At 52.7% G+C, this 16,303-nt stretch carries 13 protein-coding genes; 4 read left to right on the top strand and 9 right to left on the bottom strand.

Going from position 1 to position 16,303, the window contains the following annotated elements; translation table 11 throughout:
- Nucleotides 1-92 precede the first annotated feature (92 nt).
- Nucleotides 93-965, top strand: a complete 873-nt coding sequence (locus NSU18_RS01265; protein ID WP_341147974.1) for an AraC family transcriptional regulator — start codon at nt 93-95, stop codon at nt 963-965.
- A gap of 582 nt (nt 966-1,547) precedes the next feature.
- Here NSU18_RS01265 and NSU18_RS01260 read toward each other — a convergent pair.
- Both NSU18_RS01260 and NSU18_RS01255 read right to left on the bottom strand, forming a co-directional pair.
- Complete coding sequence (locus NSU18_RS01260; protein ID WP_341147973.1) at nt 1,548-3,287, bottom strand: ABC transporter ATP-binding protein; 1,740 nt, start codon at nt 3,285-3,287, stop codon at nt 1,548-1,550.
- Nucleotides 3,284-5,023 (bottom strand): ABC transporter ATP-binding protein, encoded by a 1,740-nt coding sequence (locus NSU18_RS01255; protein ID WP_341022576.1) that lies wholly within the window; start codon nt 5,021-5,023, stop codon nt 3,284-3,286. Before NSU18_RS01255 ends, NSU18_RS01260 begins: the two co-directional genes overlap by 4 nt.
- A 161-nt stretch (nt 5,024-5,184) precedes the next feature.
- Between NSU18_RS01255 and NSU18_RS01250 the strand changes: the two genes are divergently transcribed.
- Nucleotides 5,185-6,054 carry a LysR family transcriptional regulator gene (locus tag NSU18_RS01250; protein ID WP_341147972.1) on the top strand — a complete coding sequence of 290 codons (870 nt, stop codon included), beginning with the start codon at nt 5,185-5,187 and terminating at the stop codon, nt 6,052-6,054.
- A gap of 177 nt (nt 6,055-6,231) precedes the next feature.
- Here NSU18_RS01250 and htpG read toward each other — a convergent pair whose 3' ends face one another.
- Nucleotides 6,232-8,115, bottom strand: a complete 1,884-nt coding sequence (gene htpG / locus NSU18_RS01245) for a molecular chaperone HtpG (RefSeq protein ID WP_341147971.1) — start codon at nt 8,113-8,115, stop codon at nt 6,232-6,234.
- A 233-nt stretch (nt 8,116-8,348) separates the two neighbouring features.
- Between htpG and NSU18_RS01240 the strand changes: the two genes are divergently transcribed.
- Complete coding sequence (locus NSU18_RS01240; protein ID WP_341023366.1) at nt 8,349-8,804, top strand: AraC family transcriptional regulator; 456 nt, start codon at nt 8,349-8,351, stop codon at nt 8,802-8,804.
- Between the two features lie 540 nt (nt 8,805-9,344).
- Here NSU18_RS01240 and NSU18_RS01235 read toward each other — a convergent pair.
- A complete protein-coding gene (locus NSU18_RS01235; protein WP_341147970.1) occupies nt 9,345-10,241 on the bottom strand; it encodes a LysR family transcriptional regulator in 897 nt (298 codons plus the stop codon).
- 119 nt (nt 10,242-10,360) lie between these two features.
- Here NSU18_RS01235 and dapA point away from each other — a divergent pair, with 119 nt between their 5' ends.
- The gene (gene dapA / locus NSU18_RS01230) at nt 10,361-11,266 is read left to right on the top strand and encodes a 4-hydroxy-tetrahydrodipicolinate synthase (protein WP_341147969.1); all 906 of its coding nucleotides are present in this window, start codon (nt 10,361-10,363) and stop codon (nt 11,264-11,266) included.
- Nucleotides 11,267-11,376: 110 nt separating this feature from the next.
- Here the strand turns inward: dapA and NSU18_RS01225 are convergent, their stop codons facing one another.
- The 5 genes from NSU18_RS01225 to NSU18_RS01205 all read right to left on the bottom strand — a co-directional run bounded on the left by NSU18_RS01225 (nt 11,377) and on the right by NSU18_RS01205 (nt 16,268).
- Nucleotides 11,377-12,909, bottom strand: coding sequence for a DEAD/DEAH box helicase (locus NSU18_RS01225; protein ID WP_341147968.1), 1,533 nt, complete (start codon nt 12,907-12,909; stop codon nt 11,377-11,379).
- A 220-nt stretch (nt 12,910-13,129) separates the two neighbouring features.
- On the bottom strand, nt 13,130-13,702 hold the full coding sequence (gene pduL / locus NSU18_RS01220) for a phosphate propanoyltransferase (RefSeq protein WP_036692683.1): 573 nt from the start codon (nt 13,700-13,702) through the stop codon (nt 13,130-13,132).
- Nucleotides 13,703-13,863: 161 nt separating this feature from the next.
- A complete protein-coding gene (locus tag NSU18_RS01215) occupies nt 13,864-14,850 on the bottom strand; it encodes a dipeptidase (RefSeq protein WP_341022588.1) in 987 nt (328 codons plus the stop codon).
- A gap of 159 nt (nt 14,851-15,009) precedes the next feature.
- Nucleotides 15,010-15,270, bottom strand: a complete 261-nt coding sequence (locus tag NSU18_RS01210) for a stage V sporulation protein S (protein WP_019910496.1) — start codon at nt 15,268-15,270, stop codon at nt 15,010-15,012.
- 203 nt (nt 15,271-15,473) lie between these two features.
- Nucleotides 15,474-16,268 (bottom strand): TIGR00282 family metallophosphoesterase, encoded by a 795-nt coding sequence (locus NSU18_RS01205; RefSeq protein WP_341023368.1) that lies wholly within the window; start codon nt 16,266-16,268, stop codon nt 15,474-15,476.
- Between the last annotated feature and the right edge of the window lie 35 nt (nt 16,269-16,303).

Raw genomic sequence — 16,303 nt, 5'->3', positions numbered from 1 at the left:
GATTTATACTATTTATAATAAAGGATAACCTGTGATCAATGGTAGGATAATAATAGCGTTTGCATAGCACAAAATGAATATGAGGTGTTCGCATGCTCCCCTTCTCTCTGATTGAAATGCCGCGTGACCTGCGTGCTTTTCCTCTATACCCGTATTCGGTCGGCCGTCATATCCAGTATCACCATGTGCGTCCTGCCGGATTCCCGGTGCATCAGATTTTTCTGATCCGCAGCGGCAGCGGGCGGTTCCGTGATCTGGAGGATGGCACCGAAACGGTGTTGCAGCCGGGGATGGCCTATGCCTTTCCGCCCGACCGCGGGCATGAATATTATCCGTTATCCCACGAACCATGGCATGTCGGCTTTATCGGATTCCACGGCAGCCAGTCTGCCTCTGTTCTGGAGGGTCTCGGCCTGCTGCCTTCGGCCCCGTTCCGCCCCGAGCGGTTCGAGGAATGCTGGGACATGCTCAGCGGGATCTGGCATACGGTGAACGGGAACAGCTCGGCGCGTCAGGAGGAACAGCCGATGCAGGAGTTGTCGGTGACGCTGTACCGGCTGCTGCTGATGCTGCGCAAAAGTGAAGTCGCAACAGTTCCAGCAACCCGGCTGGAGAACGAAAACGTCCGCAACGATGCGCTTAATAAAGCGGTCAGTCTGATTAACGAGCATTTCACCGAACCGCTGCTGATCACCAACCTGGCGGCGGCTGTCGGTTATTCCGTCCAGCATTTCCAGCGTCTGTTCCTGCAGGAATACAGCGTCACTCCGCATAAATATCTGCAGAACCTGCGGCTGCAGCGCGCCATGCAGATGCTGACCGAGGACCCGGAGCGTCCCGTGCAGGATATCGCCCTCAACCTCGGCATGGAGACCAATTACTTCATCCGGGTCTTCCGCAAGGCCCATGGAGTGACTCCCGGGGTGATGCGCAGCCGGCTGCATCCGGGCAAGGATCAGTATTGAGCCCGCTGGGCAAAAATAGGGGGTGCCCCATAAGCCATGAAATGGCAGGGACACCCCTTGTTTTGAAGTTGGATGGACGTTTGCGCTCGGTGAGGACGCTCCGCGAAAGCGGAAGAACAGGCTACGGCCGCTATCCAAGGAAAAAAGCTGCAAATTCCCAAAAACACAGAGCAGCGATTCTCTAATAACGGAGAATCGCTGCTTTTTTGTATGTTCAGCTTTTGAAGATACGGCCTGTCTCCTGAAAATCACTTTAACTAATGGCTTGCTGAGAGGTTACCTCCCCCCGATTAGGGTGCAAGGGGGAGGCTTAATTGTAATTCGTACAACTAAATCGTCCGATGTGCCGCCAAATCTCCCTTTAGATGTACTTCGTGCAATTAAAATGCCCTTATACCTGGATTTTTGCCCATTCCAGCAAATTTAGTTGTATGGAATACAGTTAGGATAGGAATGCCTTCCTTTTCACTGTTTTTAGTTGCACAGAATACACTTATCCCTGTTTTTCGCTAAGAATGCAGCTTCATACCTTACCGATTTTATGGAACGAAATCACTTGTTTAATCCTGATGGTATACCTAGTTACACCGCCGTAAACTGGCTGTTGTACAAGCGGGCGTAGTAGCCTCCGCTCTCCAGCAGCTCATCATGCGTTCCGCTCTCCACGATATCTCCATCCTTCATGAACAGGATGAGGTCCGCCTCGCGGATCGTGGACAGCCGGTGCGCAATGACGAAGCTGGTCCGGCCGGTGATCATTGCCAGGAAGGCCTTCTGTATCCGCGCCTCTGTCAGCGTATCAATACTGCTGGTCGCCTCATCCAGAATGAGCATCGGCGGATCAACCAGCATGACACGTGCAATGGTGAGCAGCTGCTTCTGGCCCTGGGAGAGATTATCTCCCGAGGTACTGATCTTGGTGTCATAGCCTTCAGGAAGGCGCTTGATGAAGCTATGCGCATTCGCGGCCTTGGCGGCTGCAATCACCTCCGATTCGGAGGCCTCCGGCTTGCCGTATGCAATATTGTCACGGATGGAAGCCCCGTACAGCCAGGTCTCCTGCAGCACCATACCGAAATTGCGCCGCAGACTGTCACGGGTGATGGAGGTAATATCCACCCCGTCAATCCGAATCGTTCCGCTATCTACCTCATAGAAACGCATCAGCAGGTTAACCAGCGTGGTCTTGCCCGCCCCGGTCTGGCCGACGATCGCCACACGTGTGCCCGGCTTCACCTCCAGACTGAAGTTCTTGATCAGCGGGCGCTCCGGTGTATAAGCGAAGCTTACCTTGTCGAAGGTAATGGTTCCCCGGCTGTTCTCCATTACAAAGGCATCCGGCTGGTCCGGGGCCTCCTGCGGGAGATCCAGAATGGTGAAGATCCGCTGCGCCGAGGCTGTGGCAGATTGCAGTTGTGTAATAACGCCAGTAATCTCATTGAACGGCTTCGCGAACAGACTGGAGTAGATCAGGAAGCTGGACAGATCCCCTACGGAGAACAGGTCTCCGATAACAAGCACACTCCCGATCATCGCTATCAGCGAGAAGGTGATATTATTGACCAGCCGCGTAGTCGGATTCGAGAGCGAGCCATAGAACTGCGATTTCGTCCCTGTCTTGTACAGCTCATTATTCCGCTCGGCGAAACCTGCAAAAGAGCGGTCCTCGTAATGATAAGCCTGCACCACCTTCTGCCCGCCGACGATTTCCTCAACATAGCCGTTCAGGCCCCCAAGAATCTTGGCCTGCTCACGGAACAGCTGCTGGGAGCGCATTGTAATGAAGCGGGCGACGAAGAAGGTGGCCGGAGCAGACAGCAGCACCACCAGCGTCATTATAGGACTGATATAGAGCATGAGCCCTATGGCTCCGGCAATGGTTACGATCCCTGTCAGAAGCGTGGAAAAGCCCTGCAGCAGCCCGTCAGAGACGGCATCCATGTCATTCACGAACCGGCTGATGCTGTCTCCCTGAGGATGGTTATCATGGAACTTCAGAGGCAGGGCGTCCAGCTTGTCAAACAGCTCGCGGCGCAGGTCATAGACTGTACGGAACGCCAGCTTATTCGTGTAGTAAGTGAGCAGCCAGCCGAAGAAGCTGCCGACCAGATACACACTGCCCAGAATCAGCAGGAGGCGCAGAATCTCAGGGAACTCCACCCGGTCCGGTCCGATCATATGGTCAATGGCGCGGCCGATCAGGAGCGGCCCGATCAGGATGGCAACAACGCTCAGGATGGCGCAAAAAACAGCTCCATATGTTATTTTCCGGTACTCACGGGTATATTGAAACAGACGTTTCCAGGTCATTGTACTGGTCATTGTAGTGCCTCCTCGCTTGAGAGCTGTGACATACAGATTTCCTGATAGACTGCGCAGCTCTCCAGCAGTTCCTCATGCGTACCGATTCCGGCAATCTTGCCTTCCTCGAAAACGATAATCTGATCGGCCTGCCTTACTGTACTTACGCGCTGGGATACCAGCAGCACGGTCATATCCGCACTGTTCTCGCTCAGCGCACGGCGCAGTGCCGCATCCGTAGCGAAATCCAGCGCACTGGAGGAATCATCCAGGATAAGGATCGGCGGACGTCCTACGACAGCCCGGGCAATGGTCAGCCGCTGCTTTTGTCCGCCGGACAGGTTATGCCCGCCGCGTACGACCAGCGTATCCAGCCCTTCCGGCAGCCGGGTGATGAACTCCTCAGCCTGGGCAACCGCCGCTGCAGCCATGATCTCATCCCGTGTAGCAGACGCCTTGCCCCAGCGGATATTCTCAGCAATCGTGCCGGTGAACAGCATCGCCTTCTGCGGCACAATACCGATTCTGCTGCGCAACTGTTCCAGCCGGTAGTCCCGTACATTTACGCCCTCGACTCTAACTTCCCCTTCCACAGCGTCATAAAAGCGCGGAATCAGATTTACGAAGGTGCTCTTACCAGAACCGGTACTGCCGATTAATCCAACCGTCTGCCCTTTGAGGATATCTACAGAGATATTTTCCAGGGCCAGCTCTCCGGTCGTGTTATAGCCGAAACAGACATTGCGGAAGGAAATCACCGGTGCTGCACCGTCCGGCTTCGCAGCAGGTGCTTGAGCAGGCACTTCAGCAACCGAAGCGGTCATCGCCAGCACCTCATTGATGCGGCTGGCAGACGACGAGGCTTTGGTGAACAGAATAACCAGATTGGAAACCACGATCAATGCCAGTAGGATCTGGGTTACATAGTTAATGAATGCAATAATCTCACCCTGAGACAGACTCCCGGCTTCGATGTGAATGCCGCCCACCCACAGTATGGCAATAATGGCCGCGTTTACTACCAGTGTCGTCATCGGTCCCAGCCAAGCGGAGATCCGTCCGACACGGATGGCCGTCTGCGTCAGATCCTCAGAGGCTTCATTGAAGCGCTGCTTCTCGCGGCGGCTCTCGGCGAAGGCCCGGATGACCCGGATGCCCGAGAGATTCTCGCTGAGCACCAGCGCCAGCCGGTCCAGCTTCGCCTGATATTTGCGGTACATTGGCGAGCTCCGCGTAATGATGAAGTACAGAATGATTCCGAATACAGGAGTAGCGGCAATCAGGATCAGCGACAGGCGGAAATCCAGGATCATCGCCATAATAATCGCCCCGATACAAATAAACGGCGCACGGATGACCAGCCGGATCAGCATGGCTACTGCCACCTGCAGCTGGTTAACATCGTTGGTGATCCGGTTGATCAGCGAAGGTGTGCCGATGACATCAAGCTCCGCATACGATAGCGAAGAAATATGCTTGAACATTTTATTGCGCAGCGTGGTCCCGAACCCCTGAGAGGCCCGCGCCGCATAATATTGACATACCAGAGAGCAGCCGAAGCCCAGAATAGCCATTGCCACCATCAGGGAGCCCATCTTGTAGACATAGCTGCTATCCTGCTTGGCAATTCCGTTGTTGATGATCAGGGCTACTATGGTCGGCAGCAGCAGCTCCAGAATTGCCTCCAGCAGCTTGAAAATCGGCCCGATCGTCACTTCTTTTTTGTACGGTTTTAAGAAAACTGCAATTTTGCGCACATTGATCCTCACCTAACTTAGCGTATTATGTACTCCCTCTTGAAAAAAACAAAAGACCCGTTATGATTATGTCATACCTGCTTACATATTCATAATATTGGTTTCGTATCTATCCCATATGAATAGCATATGTCATAACCCTTAAGAACGGAGGCTGCACCATGGATATCCGCCAATTAAAATATTTCCTGGCCATTGCCGAGGAAGGACAAATTACATCCGCAGCCAGGAAGCTGAGGATGGCCCAGCCGCCGCTCAGCCAGCAGCTGAAGCTGCTGGAGGAGGAGCTTGGGGTCAAGTTAGTGGAGCGCGGACCGCGCAGTATCCAGCTAACGGATGCCGGAATCATTCTGCGTAACCGGGCCCAGCAGATTCTGGAGTTAACGGACTCCACCGCCCGGGAGATCAGCGATTATGCCAAGGGGCTGAAGGGCAGCCTTACCATTGGAACGGTCTCCTCTTCAGGCGCTACCTTGCTTCATGAGCCGCTCACAGCGTTCCATAAGAGCTACTCGGGCGTAACCTTTGAAATCCATGAAGGCAACACATTCATGATTATCGACCTGCTGAATAGGGGCATTGTTGAAGTGGGCATTGTCCGCACCCCGTTCAGCACCAGCAACCTGGAGTGTCTGTATTTCCATTCAGAGCCGATGATTGCGGTTATGACCTCAGATTATGACTGGGCCACGAGTCAGACTGCCGCCCAACTGGGCGAGCTGCAGGACAAGCCGCTGATTATCTACCGCCGCTTCGAGCAGCTCATCCGCGAGACCTGTCTGGAGCACGGCTTTGAGCCACAGCTCTTCTGTATGAACGATGATGCCCGGACCACGCTGCTCTGGGCCAATGCGGGACTCGGGATCGGCATCGTACCGAGGTCGGCTTTCGAGCTGGCTAATCACAGCAACCTGATCTACAAAGAGATCCTCTGCGAGACTCTGCGCACCCGCGTGGCTGCCGTATGGATGAAGGATAAATATTTGTCGTCCATGGCGACCAAGTTCATCGAGACCTTCAAGTCCATTTGAACCGGCCGCGCACCACTTCCAGCCTCCGCATTCAGGAGGATGTCCAATCCCGGCGGCATTCATCCGCAGGCTGCCCGGACGCCATATTCTCTAATCAACACAAATACCCCGCTACCGGTCAGCACCAGTAGCGGGGGTTGTTATTCTCTCAGGTCTGCGCCCGGCGCTACGCCGGTGTTAGACCATAATTTTACAAATATCGTTCGTAAACTGTACCGGATCATTAACCTGCAAGCCCTCGATCAGAAGCGCCTGATTGTACAAAAGGTTGGTGTACAGTCCCAGCTTCTCCTTGTCGCCTTCGGCAGCTGCCTTCAGTGATTTGAAGACATCATGGTGAATGTTGATTTCCAGCACCTTATCCGCTTGCACATCCTGGCCGCCGTTAGGCATGGCCTTGAGGATTTTCTCCATCTCGATTGTCAGCTCGCCCTCGGTGGACAGGCAGACCGGATGGGATTTCAGCCGCTTGGAGGCTTTGACTGCCTTCACTTTGCCGGACAGAATGCCCTGCATGGCTTCGAACAAGCCCTTGTTCTCATTCTCTTCCTCTTCGGATGGCTTATCCTCAGCACTCTCTTCAATCCCCAAGTCACCGCTGGAGACATTTCTGAACTCCTTCTCCTTATATGCCATGATCATCTTGATTGCGAATTCATCGATATCATCGGTGAAGTAGAGAATCTCATAGCCCTTATCCAGCACCATTTCGGTCTGTGGCAGCTTCTCAATGCGCTCTACCGATTCACCGGAAGCGTAGTAGATATATTTCTGGTCTTCCGGCATTCTCTCTACATATTCAGCCAGCGTTACCAGCTTCTTCTCTTTGGAAGAATGGAACATGAGGAGATCCTGCAGTGTTTCTTTTTCCATGCCGTAGTCGTTATAGACTCCGAACTTCAGCTGTCTGCCAAAAGACTTATAGAACGTCTCATACTGCTCGCGCTCATCCTTCAGCAGGCTCAGGAGCTGGCTCTTGATCTTGCTCTTAATGTTCTTCGCGATCATTGTCAGCTGGCGGTCATGCTGCAGCATCTCACGGGAGATATTGAGCGACAGGTCCTCGGAATCGACCATCCCCTTGACGAAGCTGAAGTAATCCGGCAGCAGGTCGGCGCATTTATTCATAATCAGCACGCCGTTGGAGTAGAGCTCCAGGCCTTTTTCATATTCCTTGGTGTAGTAGTCGAACGGAGTATTCTCCGGGATGAACAGAATTGCATTATAGACCACTGCGCCGTCGGCACTGATATGGATATGCTTCAGCGGCTTGTCGAACCCGTAACGCTTCTCTGCATAGAAGTTGTTGTAGTCTTCGTCGGTCAGCTCTTTCTTGTTCTTGCGCCAGATCGGCACCATGCTGTTGACCGTCTGCTCTTCGGTGACATCGATGAATTCATTCTCGGCGCCCTCTTTGGGCTGTCTGCCGGTAATGTCCATCTTGATCGGGAAGCGGATGAAGTCCGAATACTTCTTGATGATCGATTTCAGACGGTATTCTTCGAGGAATTCATCGTAGTTATCGTCCTCGGTGTTCTCTTTGATTTTCAGCGTAATTTCGGTACCGACCGCATCCTTCTCACAAGGCTCAATCGTGTAGCCGTCCGCCCCCTGGGATTCCCACTTGAACGCCTGCCCGCTGCCCAGCGCCTTACTGATTACAGTCACATCGTCAGCCACCATGAATGCGGAATAGAATCCGACCCCGAATTGTCCGATGATGTTGTGTCCGTCCTTGGCTTCATTATCCTTCTTAAAAGCAAACGACCCGCTGTTCGCGATAATACCCAGGTTGTTCTCCAGCTCTTCCTGTGTCATCCCGATGCCGGTATCGGCAATGGTTAACGTGCGGCTTTCTTTGTCAGCGGTTACTTTAATGTAGTAGTCCTCTTTATTGAACACCAGACTATCATCGGCCAGTGCCTTGTAATAGATTTTATCGATGGCATCACTTGCATTTGAGATCAGTTCCCGCAGAAAAATCTCACGCTGCGTATAAATCGAGTTAATCATCATTTCCAGCAGTCTTTTGGATTCAGCTTTAAACTCTTTTTTAGCCATGAATAAATAAATCTCCTTTCAAAAGTAACCTTCGGATTGCGGAGCATCGTTTAGCACTCCACTCACTTGAGTGCTAACACTCCCTTTTATATAACATATTCTCGTTTTTGATGTCAATATCTTGCTGCATATAATAGGCGCCGAAAAAAGATATGCATTCTATTTTAGTCCATGTTAGCATTCGGATTGTACTTCATTTGACCACTTAACTACAGAAAGGATAATGAATCTTGATGAACATTCAACTCGAAAGCATTCCGGCAACACGCATAGCTTATGTACGGCAGACAGGTCCCTACGGTCCCGCAAACGCTCAGGCGATGGAACATTTGAAGCAGTGGGCGCGCGAACAAGGCTTGCTTCAAGGCTCGGCGGTGCTGTTCGGCATTCCGCAGGACAACCCTGAGACCACCCCGCCTGCGGAGTGCAGATATGATGCCTGCATCAGCCTGCCTGAGAATCCTCCCACCGAGGACTCCGTACTTTACGGCAAGCTTCCCGGCGGAGCCTATGCAGTGGTAACCCTCCAGCATACGGCAGAAGCTGTAGGGCAAGCCTGGGCTGAGATTCTCCCGGCGATGTCACGCAGCGGCCATCAGCTTGATCCCGGGCGGCCGGTTATGGAGAGATACACGGAGGACATGGTCAGCAGGCATCTATGTGAGCTTTGTTTTCCTGTGTTAGGGTAAGAGCGGGAAGGCGCTTTGAAAAGCGGATGTGCCGAAATCCATGAATGGAGCAAGATCAACGTGGGCCCTTGGGTAGACGCTCCGCAAACAGAACGTTGTTACACAATATTGTTGCACATTTTGCAGGACTTCACTAAAAAAGTTACTGGCTACAGTACATTGTTGCATTATTTGCAGGAATTCCGGTGCTTGGAGCAAGTTAGCGCTGGCATTGTTGCAATTGTTGCAGGATCTCAGCATCAGTCGCTTCTACCGGACACTATTGCTGCACTTCATGCAAGATTTCTCTACGATGTTACAAGCTGCGGAGCACGAGGCCTGTCCTTCATCGCAGCAACACCAATTGTATTCGAATTTCCGCATAGATGGGGTCCGATTATCTTCGTGACAGCATTGTGTTCGGTTTTCCGCATCCATTGTTACACTTTCCTTCACAACGAACAAGAGCGCTGCCACACCCTTCATGAGGGTGTTACGGCAGTGCTCTTCTAATGGTATGAATCTGCTAAACGACGGCCAGACGCTGCGCGCACGTTACCATCATAGCGCAACAGTCCTCGACTTTGCATCCTCAAGCAGCATCTGAATCAGCGACTGGAGCGGCAAAGACCTCCACTTCTTCGGATGCAGCAGCAGCTGCAGATCGAAATGAATCTCCGGGTGGGCAAAAGACAGCTCAGACAGGTTGCCCCGCTCGATCTCCTCCTCCGCCACAATCCGCGGCAGCAGCGCTATGCCCAGGCCATTGCGTACACAACGCTTAATCGCTTCCAGATTCGACAGCTCAAAACCAATCCGGAACACGATCCCGTGGTCCCGGAGCAGGTTCTCGAACAGGCTGCGGTAAATGCAGCTCTCCTCGGAGACAATCAGCTCGCAGTTGTTCAGATCCTGAAGCGTCACCTGCTCCAGCCGGGCCAGCGGATGGCTGGCGGGTGCCACCAGGACAAGCGGCTCCTCGCGGATGATCGTCCGGGTAAGCGCGCTATCCACCGTGCTGCGGTCCAGCAGAAGGCCGATATCGACCTCGCCGTCCCTGATCTTAGAGATCAGATTGGCCTCCTGCTCCGTCTGCAAATGAATATTCAGGCCAGGGAACATCGTCCGCAGCTGCTGCAGGAACGGCGGCAGATAGAAGGCTGCGAGTGAATCAATCGTTCCAATTGTAATCGTTCCGCCGATCTGCTGGGCGATCGTTTCCTTAGAGCGGTCATAGAGCTCCAGAATCTCCACGAACAGCTTAAGCAGCTCCTCACCCGGCGGTGTCAGACGCAGGGCGCGGCCGTGACGTTCGATGAGCGGTACGCCATATTCCTTCTCAATCTTCTGTATCTGCATCGTGACACTGGACTGTGCATAGCCCAGCTCTTCAGCCGCGCGCGTGAAGCTCTGCCGCTTGGCCACTTCGCGGAAGGTCCGCATATACGTTAAGTCCATCGTCTCACCCTAACATCAATATTATTGATAACCCACATCATTTATTATAGCTAACAACGATGCAATAATCCATGGTACAGTAGAACAAACGGATTTTACATTTTTGGAGGACGATATTCATGTTAACAGAAGAACAGATTTATGGAATTTATGTTCCCGTGGTCACCCCGTTCCATGCTGCTGGTGAGCTTGATCTGGAATCGTATCAGCGTTATGTGAGCAACATCATCAAGAACAATATTCATGGTCTGGTCGTCAATGGAACCACTGGAGAATCGCCGACAGTCAATATACAGGAATTACAATCGCTCGTAGATACCTCACGGGAACTTTTGAAGTCCAGCTCGATCCCGCTCGTGGTGGGCACAGGTACGAATGATACATACTCTACCGTAGCCCGTACTGAGCTGGCGGCGAATGCAGGTGCCGATGCCGCACTGGTGGTTGTCCCTTATTACAGCCGTCCGTCTCAGGAAGGCATCATCGCCCATTTCCGCAAGGCGGCAGAGGTAGGTCTGCCTATTATGGCTTACGATATCCCGGGCCGCACTGGAGTCGGCATGACACTGGACACCGCCCGCACGATCCTGGAGATGAATAATGTCGTAGGGTTAAAAGACTGCTCCGGCTCCCCCCTGCTCGTCTCCGAGCTGTCGAGAAGCGGTGGCAAGCCCGTGCTCTGCGGCGACGATCTGCATTTCTTCGAGATGCTGGGCTACGGAGCCGCCGGAGGCATGCTGGCCTCAGCCAATGTACATACCGGCCGCTTCCTCAGCATCTACGAGCAGTACAGAGCCGGTCAGGTTGAGGCTGCACAGGCCGCGTATGATCGGCTGGTGCCGCTGATGAAGCTGCTGTTCAAGGAGTCCAACCCGGCTCCGATCAAATGGCTGCTCAGCGAACTCGGTGAGCTCGCCTCGGATACGCTCCGCCTGCCAATGACCTCCATCAGCGCCGCGCTGCGCGAAGAACTTGGCGCCTACCTTGCAGGAGAAGCTGTCATGGGCAGACAAGAAGCGATGTAACAGATAAGAGTCATGTAACAGACAAACACCCGGCATTTTCAGTAAGGTACTGAGAATGTCGGGTGTTTGCGTTAAATAAGATCAAGCATTACTGCACATTGCAAAGCCAATTACGAGCGGCCCGCTTTAGCCGCTGGACGGCTGGAAGGACGTCCGCCCTGATTGCCGCCAGGTCTGCTGCCCGGCTGGTTTGAACGGCCGTATGAGCCGCCAGACGATTTCTGGCTCTGGCTGCCGCCTGGACGCCCGCTGGCATTAGCCTGGCTCCCCGAAGCACCTCTCGCTCCACCGCCAGCATACCCGCTGCGGGGTGCGCTTCCGGCTCCACTGCCTGCATGACCGCTTCCAGATGCGCCTTTAGCGCCGCCTGTGTTGCCCCCGCTCTGCTGTTTGCCTTGCACGAACCATTCCGACTTTGGCTTGCGGGGCGGATTCGTCTTGGCTTTCTGCGACGGTTTGACCGGGGCTTTGCCGGGACGGTCTGCCAGCAAGGCCAGATTGCTCTTAGACATCGGGTACGCATGGTCCTTGATCTCCGGAATTGTCTTGCCGATCAGCTTCTGGATATCCTTCAGATATGGAATTTCCTCCGCTTCGCACAGCGAGATGGCAATGCCGCTCATCCCCGCACGGCCGGTCCGGCCAATCCGGTGAACATAGGTTTCCGGGATATTCGGCAGGTTGAAGTTAATGACATGGGACAGCTCATCAATATCAATTCCGCGCGCAGCGATGTCTGTAGCTACCAGTACGCGTGTCGCTCCGCTCTTGAAATTTCTCAGCGCATTCTGGCGCTCATTCTGTGATTTGTTGCCGTGAATGGCCTGTGCAGTAATATTAATGCGGGTTAAGTCCCGGGTTACCCGGTCCGCGCCGCGTTTGGTGCGTGTGAATACCAGCGCCGATACAATCGACGGGTCCTGCAGCAGACGGTTCAGCTGATTCTGCTTGTTTCCGTTCTCCAGCAGATAGATCGACTGCTCAATTCTGTCTACCGTAGAGGATACCGGAGTAATCTCGATTTTGACCGGATTGACAAGCAGTGTCTTCACCAGCTGGGAAATCTCCGCAGGCATAGTTGCCGAGAAGAACAAGGTCTGCTTCTTGACCGGCATCTTGGCGATAATCCGCTTCACATCATGAATGAAGCCCATATCCAGCATGCGGTCCGCTTCATCCAGCACGAGAATCTGCACATGCTGCAGATCCACACGCTTTTGGCTGATCAGGTCGATTAGACGGCCCGGTGTAGCAATCAGAATGTCGGCACCGATGGCAAGCGCCCGTTCCTGCGCCTTCTGTGATACGCCACCGACAATGGCTGTCGAACGGATCGTTGTGAACTTGCTGTAGGCCTGAATGTTCTCCTGAATTTGCAGCGCCAGCTCACGGGTAGGCGTAAGAATCAGGGAACGGATGCGCTTGCCTCCACCGGTTCTGCCCGGCTGCTGGCTCAGCAGCTGAATGATCGGCAATGAGAAGGCCGCCGTTTTACCGGTGCCGGTCTGTGCACAGCCCAGGATATCTCTGCCGGCTAAGGCCGCAGGAATAGACTCTTCCTGAATAGGGGTTGGGGATGTATAGTTTTCCAGGCTAAGCGCCTTAAGAATCGGGGGGATCAGGTTCAAATCGTTAAATGTCATTTTATCTCCTTCATTGGGCATACATATATTGGTGAATCCTTAATTCCAGTGCTGTATATTCCTTTTGCGGCGTCTCCACATAGCGCTCAGCAAAGTCATAACACATAATGATAACACAGAAAAGCGAAGTTGAAAACTTTCATTTCCTATTTTTCAAAAAAATCTATAACAAAAAAGCAGAGGATAAGTCCCCTGCTCTTGTCTTCACTATAATAAAATACTAGTCTAGGATTTCAGCGGTATCGCCATTGTTGGCACCGGCAGCGTTAGCTTCATCGGTATCGATATGCATATCCAGCTTGAAGCTGTCGGATACGCGTGCAATCACGTTCTCCAGCACAAGGCCGCGTTCGCCGCCCAGACGTACCTTCAGGAGCTGCTTATCGGCAATGCCCCAAGCTTCTGCTTCGGAAGTGTGGAAGTGAATGTGACGTGCTGCAACAATAACGCCAGTCTCCAGCTCAACTTCACCGGCAGGTCCTTTAATCGTAATTCCTGGTGTTCCTTCAATATTGCCGGATTCACGGACAGGTGCCTTCACCCCGAGGCTGAAGGAGTCTGTGCGGGATACTTCCAGCTGCGAAGCCGGACGGGCAGGTCCGAGGATTCTTACTTTGTCGAACTTCCCTTTCGAACCAATTACAGCTACCTGCTCATTCGCTGCGAATTGTCCGGGTTGGGACAGGGGTTTGAACTCGGTCAATTGATAACCTGGGCCGAACAATGCTTCTACGTGCTCCTGCGTAAGGTGAATATGCCGGGCCGACACACCTACGGGTACAGTCTTGCTCATTTTTAAGTCACTCCTTGTATTTTCTCTAGTATCTGTACAAGCCACTGAACATTATACATCTATTTACCCGAAAATAAAAAGACCCGCATCACAATGCGAGGCTTTTTTCCGGGCATATTACGATTCTGTGAATGCTTCATCCTGGTTTTTCCAATTCATAGTCATTTACTGGCGAGAACTGAGGCGCTTCCTGCGGAAGAAGGCAACTGCTCCCTCAAGAACCCCAGCGCATTCTCATACAGCCAGCCCCGCACATCCGCCTCCGGATAATATTTCAGCAACATATCAGCGAACTCCGCATATTTTCCCGGATGCTCCAGCCCTTCTACCCATGCTTCAATCCCGTCAAAATCCGAGCCGAACATCAGCTGTCCGCTCCCGCCAAGACCACAGACATGCTCAATATGCCTCCGCATATCCTCCCGCCGGGCCGCTCCTTCATCCCGCACGAACCAGGGGACAAAGGTAAGCCCGATTCTCCCGTCCTTGGCAATCAGTGCCTTCAGCTGATCATCGCTCAGATTGCGGGGATGACTGCATACCGCAGCGCAATTCGAATGCGAAGCAATGAACGGACGGGTACTGTGCTCCACCAGCTCCCAGAAGCCTGCCGGGGCCAAATGCGACACATCCAGCAGCATTCCGCTCCCGTTGCACCAGTCGATCAGCTTCCGGCCATGCTCAGTGAAACCGCCGTTCCGCCGCTCCAGCACACCGTCCGCCGCCCAGTTGGCATAGTTCCAGGTAATCCCCAGGCAACGCACACCCAGCTCGAAGCATAACTGGGCATAGAACAGATTGCCTTCCAGACCGTCCACGCCCTCCAGAGAGAGCATTCCATAGGTCGGTCCAGTTAAGCTGCCTTCCTGCACTTCTTCCTTCCAGCGCAGCCACTGAAGCCCTCCAGGACAAGCAACCTTTTGATGAAAGCACTCGATTTGCCCCAGAATATCCTCGAATTTGGCCCTTCCGCGCACCGCAGACAAGTAGATGGCAAAAACCTGCAGTCCGACATTCCCCTCTGCCAGCCGCTCTGCGGTCACATCCAGCCGGGGGTCATTCCTGAAGTCTATCCCTGGATTCGCCTGCAGCTTACTCAGAGCATCACAATGAAAATCCGCTACCTTCAGCTTCCTGTTCTCCACCATAGGTCCGCTCTCCTTCTTTCTTCACCTGCTGAATTTCCGAATGAATTATTGACGGCCCAGCGTCTATTTCATGTATATGCGCCTGACTGAAGCAGCAGTCAGCACAGCAAAAAGCCTGTTTACAGTGTAAACAGGCTTAATCTAAATGATTCACTTGAGTTATCTAGGTTCTACAATAAGTTTAATTGCCGTCCGGTCTTCCCCATCAATCACTATATCCGTAAAAGCCGGAATACAGATCAAGTCCACTCCGCTGGGTGCGACAAATCCCCGGGCGATGGCAACGGCCTTAACGGCCTGGTTCAGTGCTCCTGCTCCAATAGCTTGTAGCTCGGCCGATCCACGTTCGCGAAGAACACCTGCTAATGCGCCAGCAACGGAATTTGGATTGGATTTAGCTGATACTTTTAATACATCCATAGTAAGTACCTCCCCTGGGAAAATGATGGTGTTCTTCTTCCACTACAGTAGATGTTATTCGCTTCAGAAGAATTAATTCCTTCTTTTTGCGGACCTCTCCGGAGAAAATAGTTCAAAAGATACTCTTTTTCGATATAATAAATATCACACTTTACCCAAAACAAAATGAGTCTTACCGAATTACCTATTTGTACGAAAACCTTCTAGCTCATCACCCATTCATCTTCACGCAGCCGGATCTTCTCCAGTCGTGTCGCTTTGCCTGTAGCTTCATCAAGTTCTGCGAATAGACCATGCAGCTGCCATTTGCCTTCGTCGACTACAAACCGGGAGGGAAGCTGAGTTGTAAATTTATAGATGATCGCATCCTTTTCCATACCCAGAATCCCTTCTCTTGAACCAACCATACCCGCATCTGTAAGATACGCTGTCCCTCCAGGCAGGATCACATCATCATTGCTCTGCACATGAGTATGTGTACCGACCACAATCGAAGCCAGTCCATCCATAAAATAACCCATCGCTATTTTCTCTGAGGTTGCTTCTGCATGGAAATCCACCAGAATGCACTTATGCTCTCTGCGCAGTTCCTCCACAATCTCCTCGCCTACCCGGAACGGATCATCGATCGCCGGAAGAAAGGTACGGCCCTGCAGATTCACAATCGCCAGCTGCTTACCGTTCCCCTTAACAACGGTATATCCCCGGCCCGGTGTCCCCGGCGGAAAGTTAGCCGGACGGATGATCCGCGGCTCGTCGTCGATGAACTCGAAGATATCCTTGTTGTCCCAGGTGTGATTGCCCATCGTAATACCGTGGATACCCCAGTTAAAGAATTCGTTAGCGATAGCAGCGGTGATCCCTCTGCCGGCAGCGGCATTCTCACCATTGGCAATAATGATATGCGGCTGATATTTGCTTTTCAGGGAAGGCAGCATTTCACGCAGCGCTTTTCTGCCTGTGTTGCCTACAATGTCTCCGATAAATAAAACTTTAATAATCTTCTCCTCCTAAATTTTTGGTTTGTGTATGC

This window comes from Paenibacillus sp. FSL H8-0048 (assembly GCF_038002825.1).
In the GTDB taxonomy this organism is placed as follows: domain Bacteria; phylum Bacillota; class Bacilli; order Paenibacillales; family Paenibacillaceae; genus Paenibacillus_AQ.
Note: the sequence above shows the minus strand (reverse complement) of the source record. Positions and strands in the feature narration are given on the sequence as shown.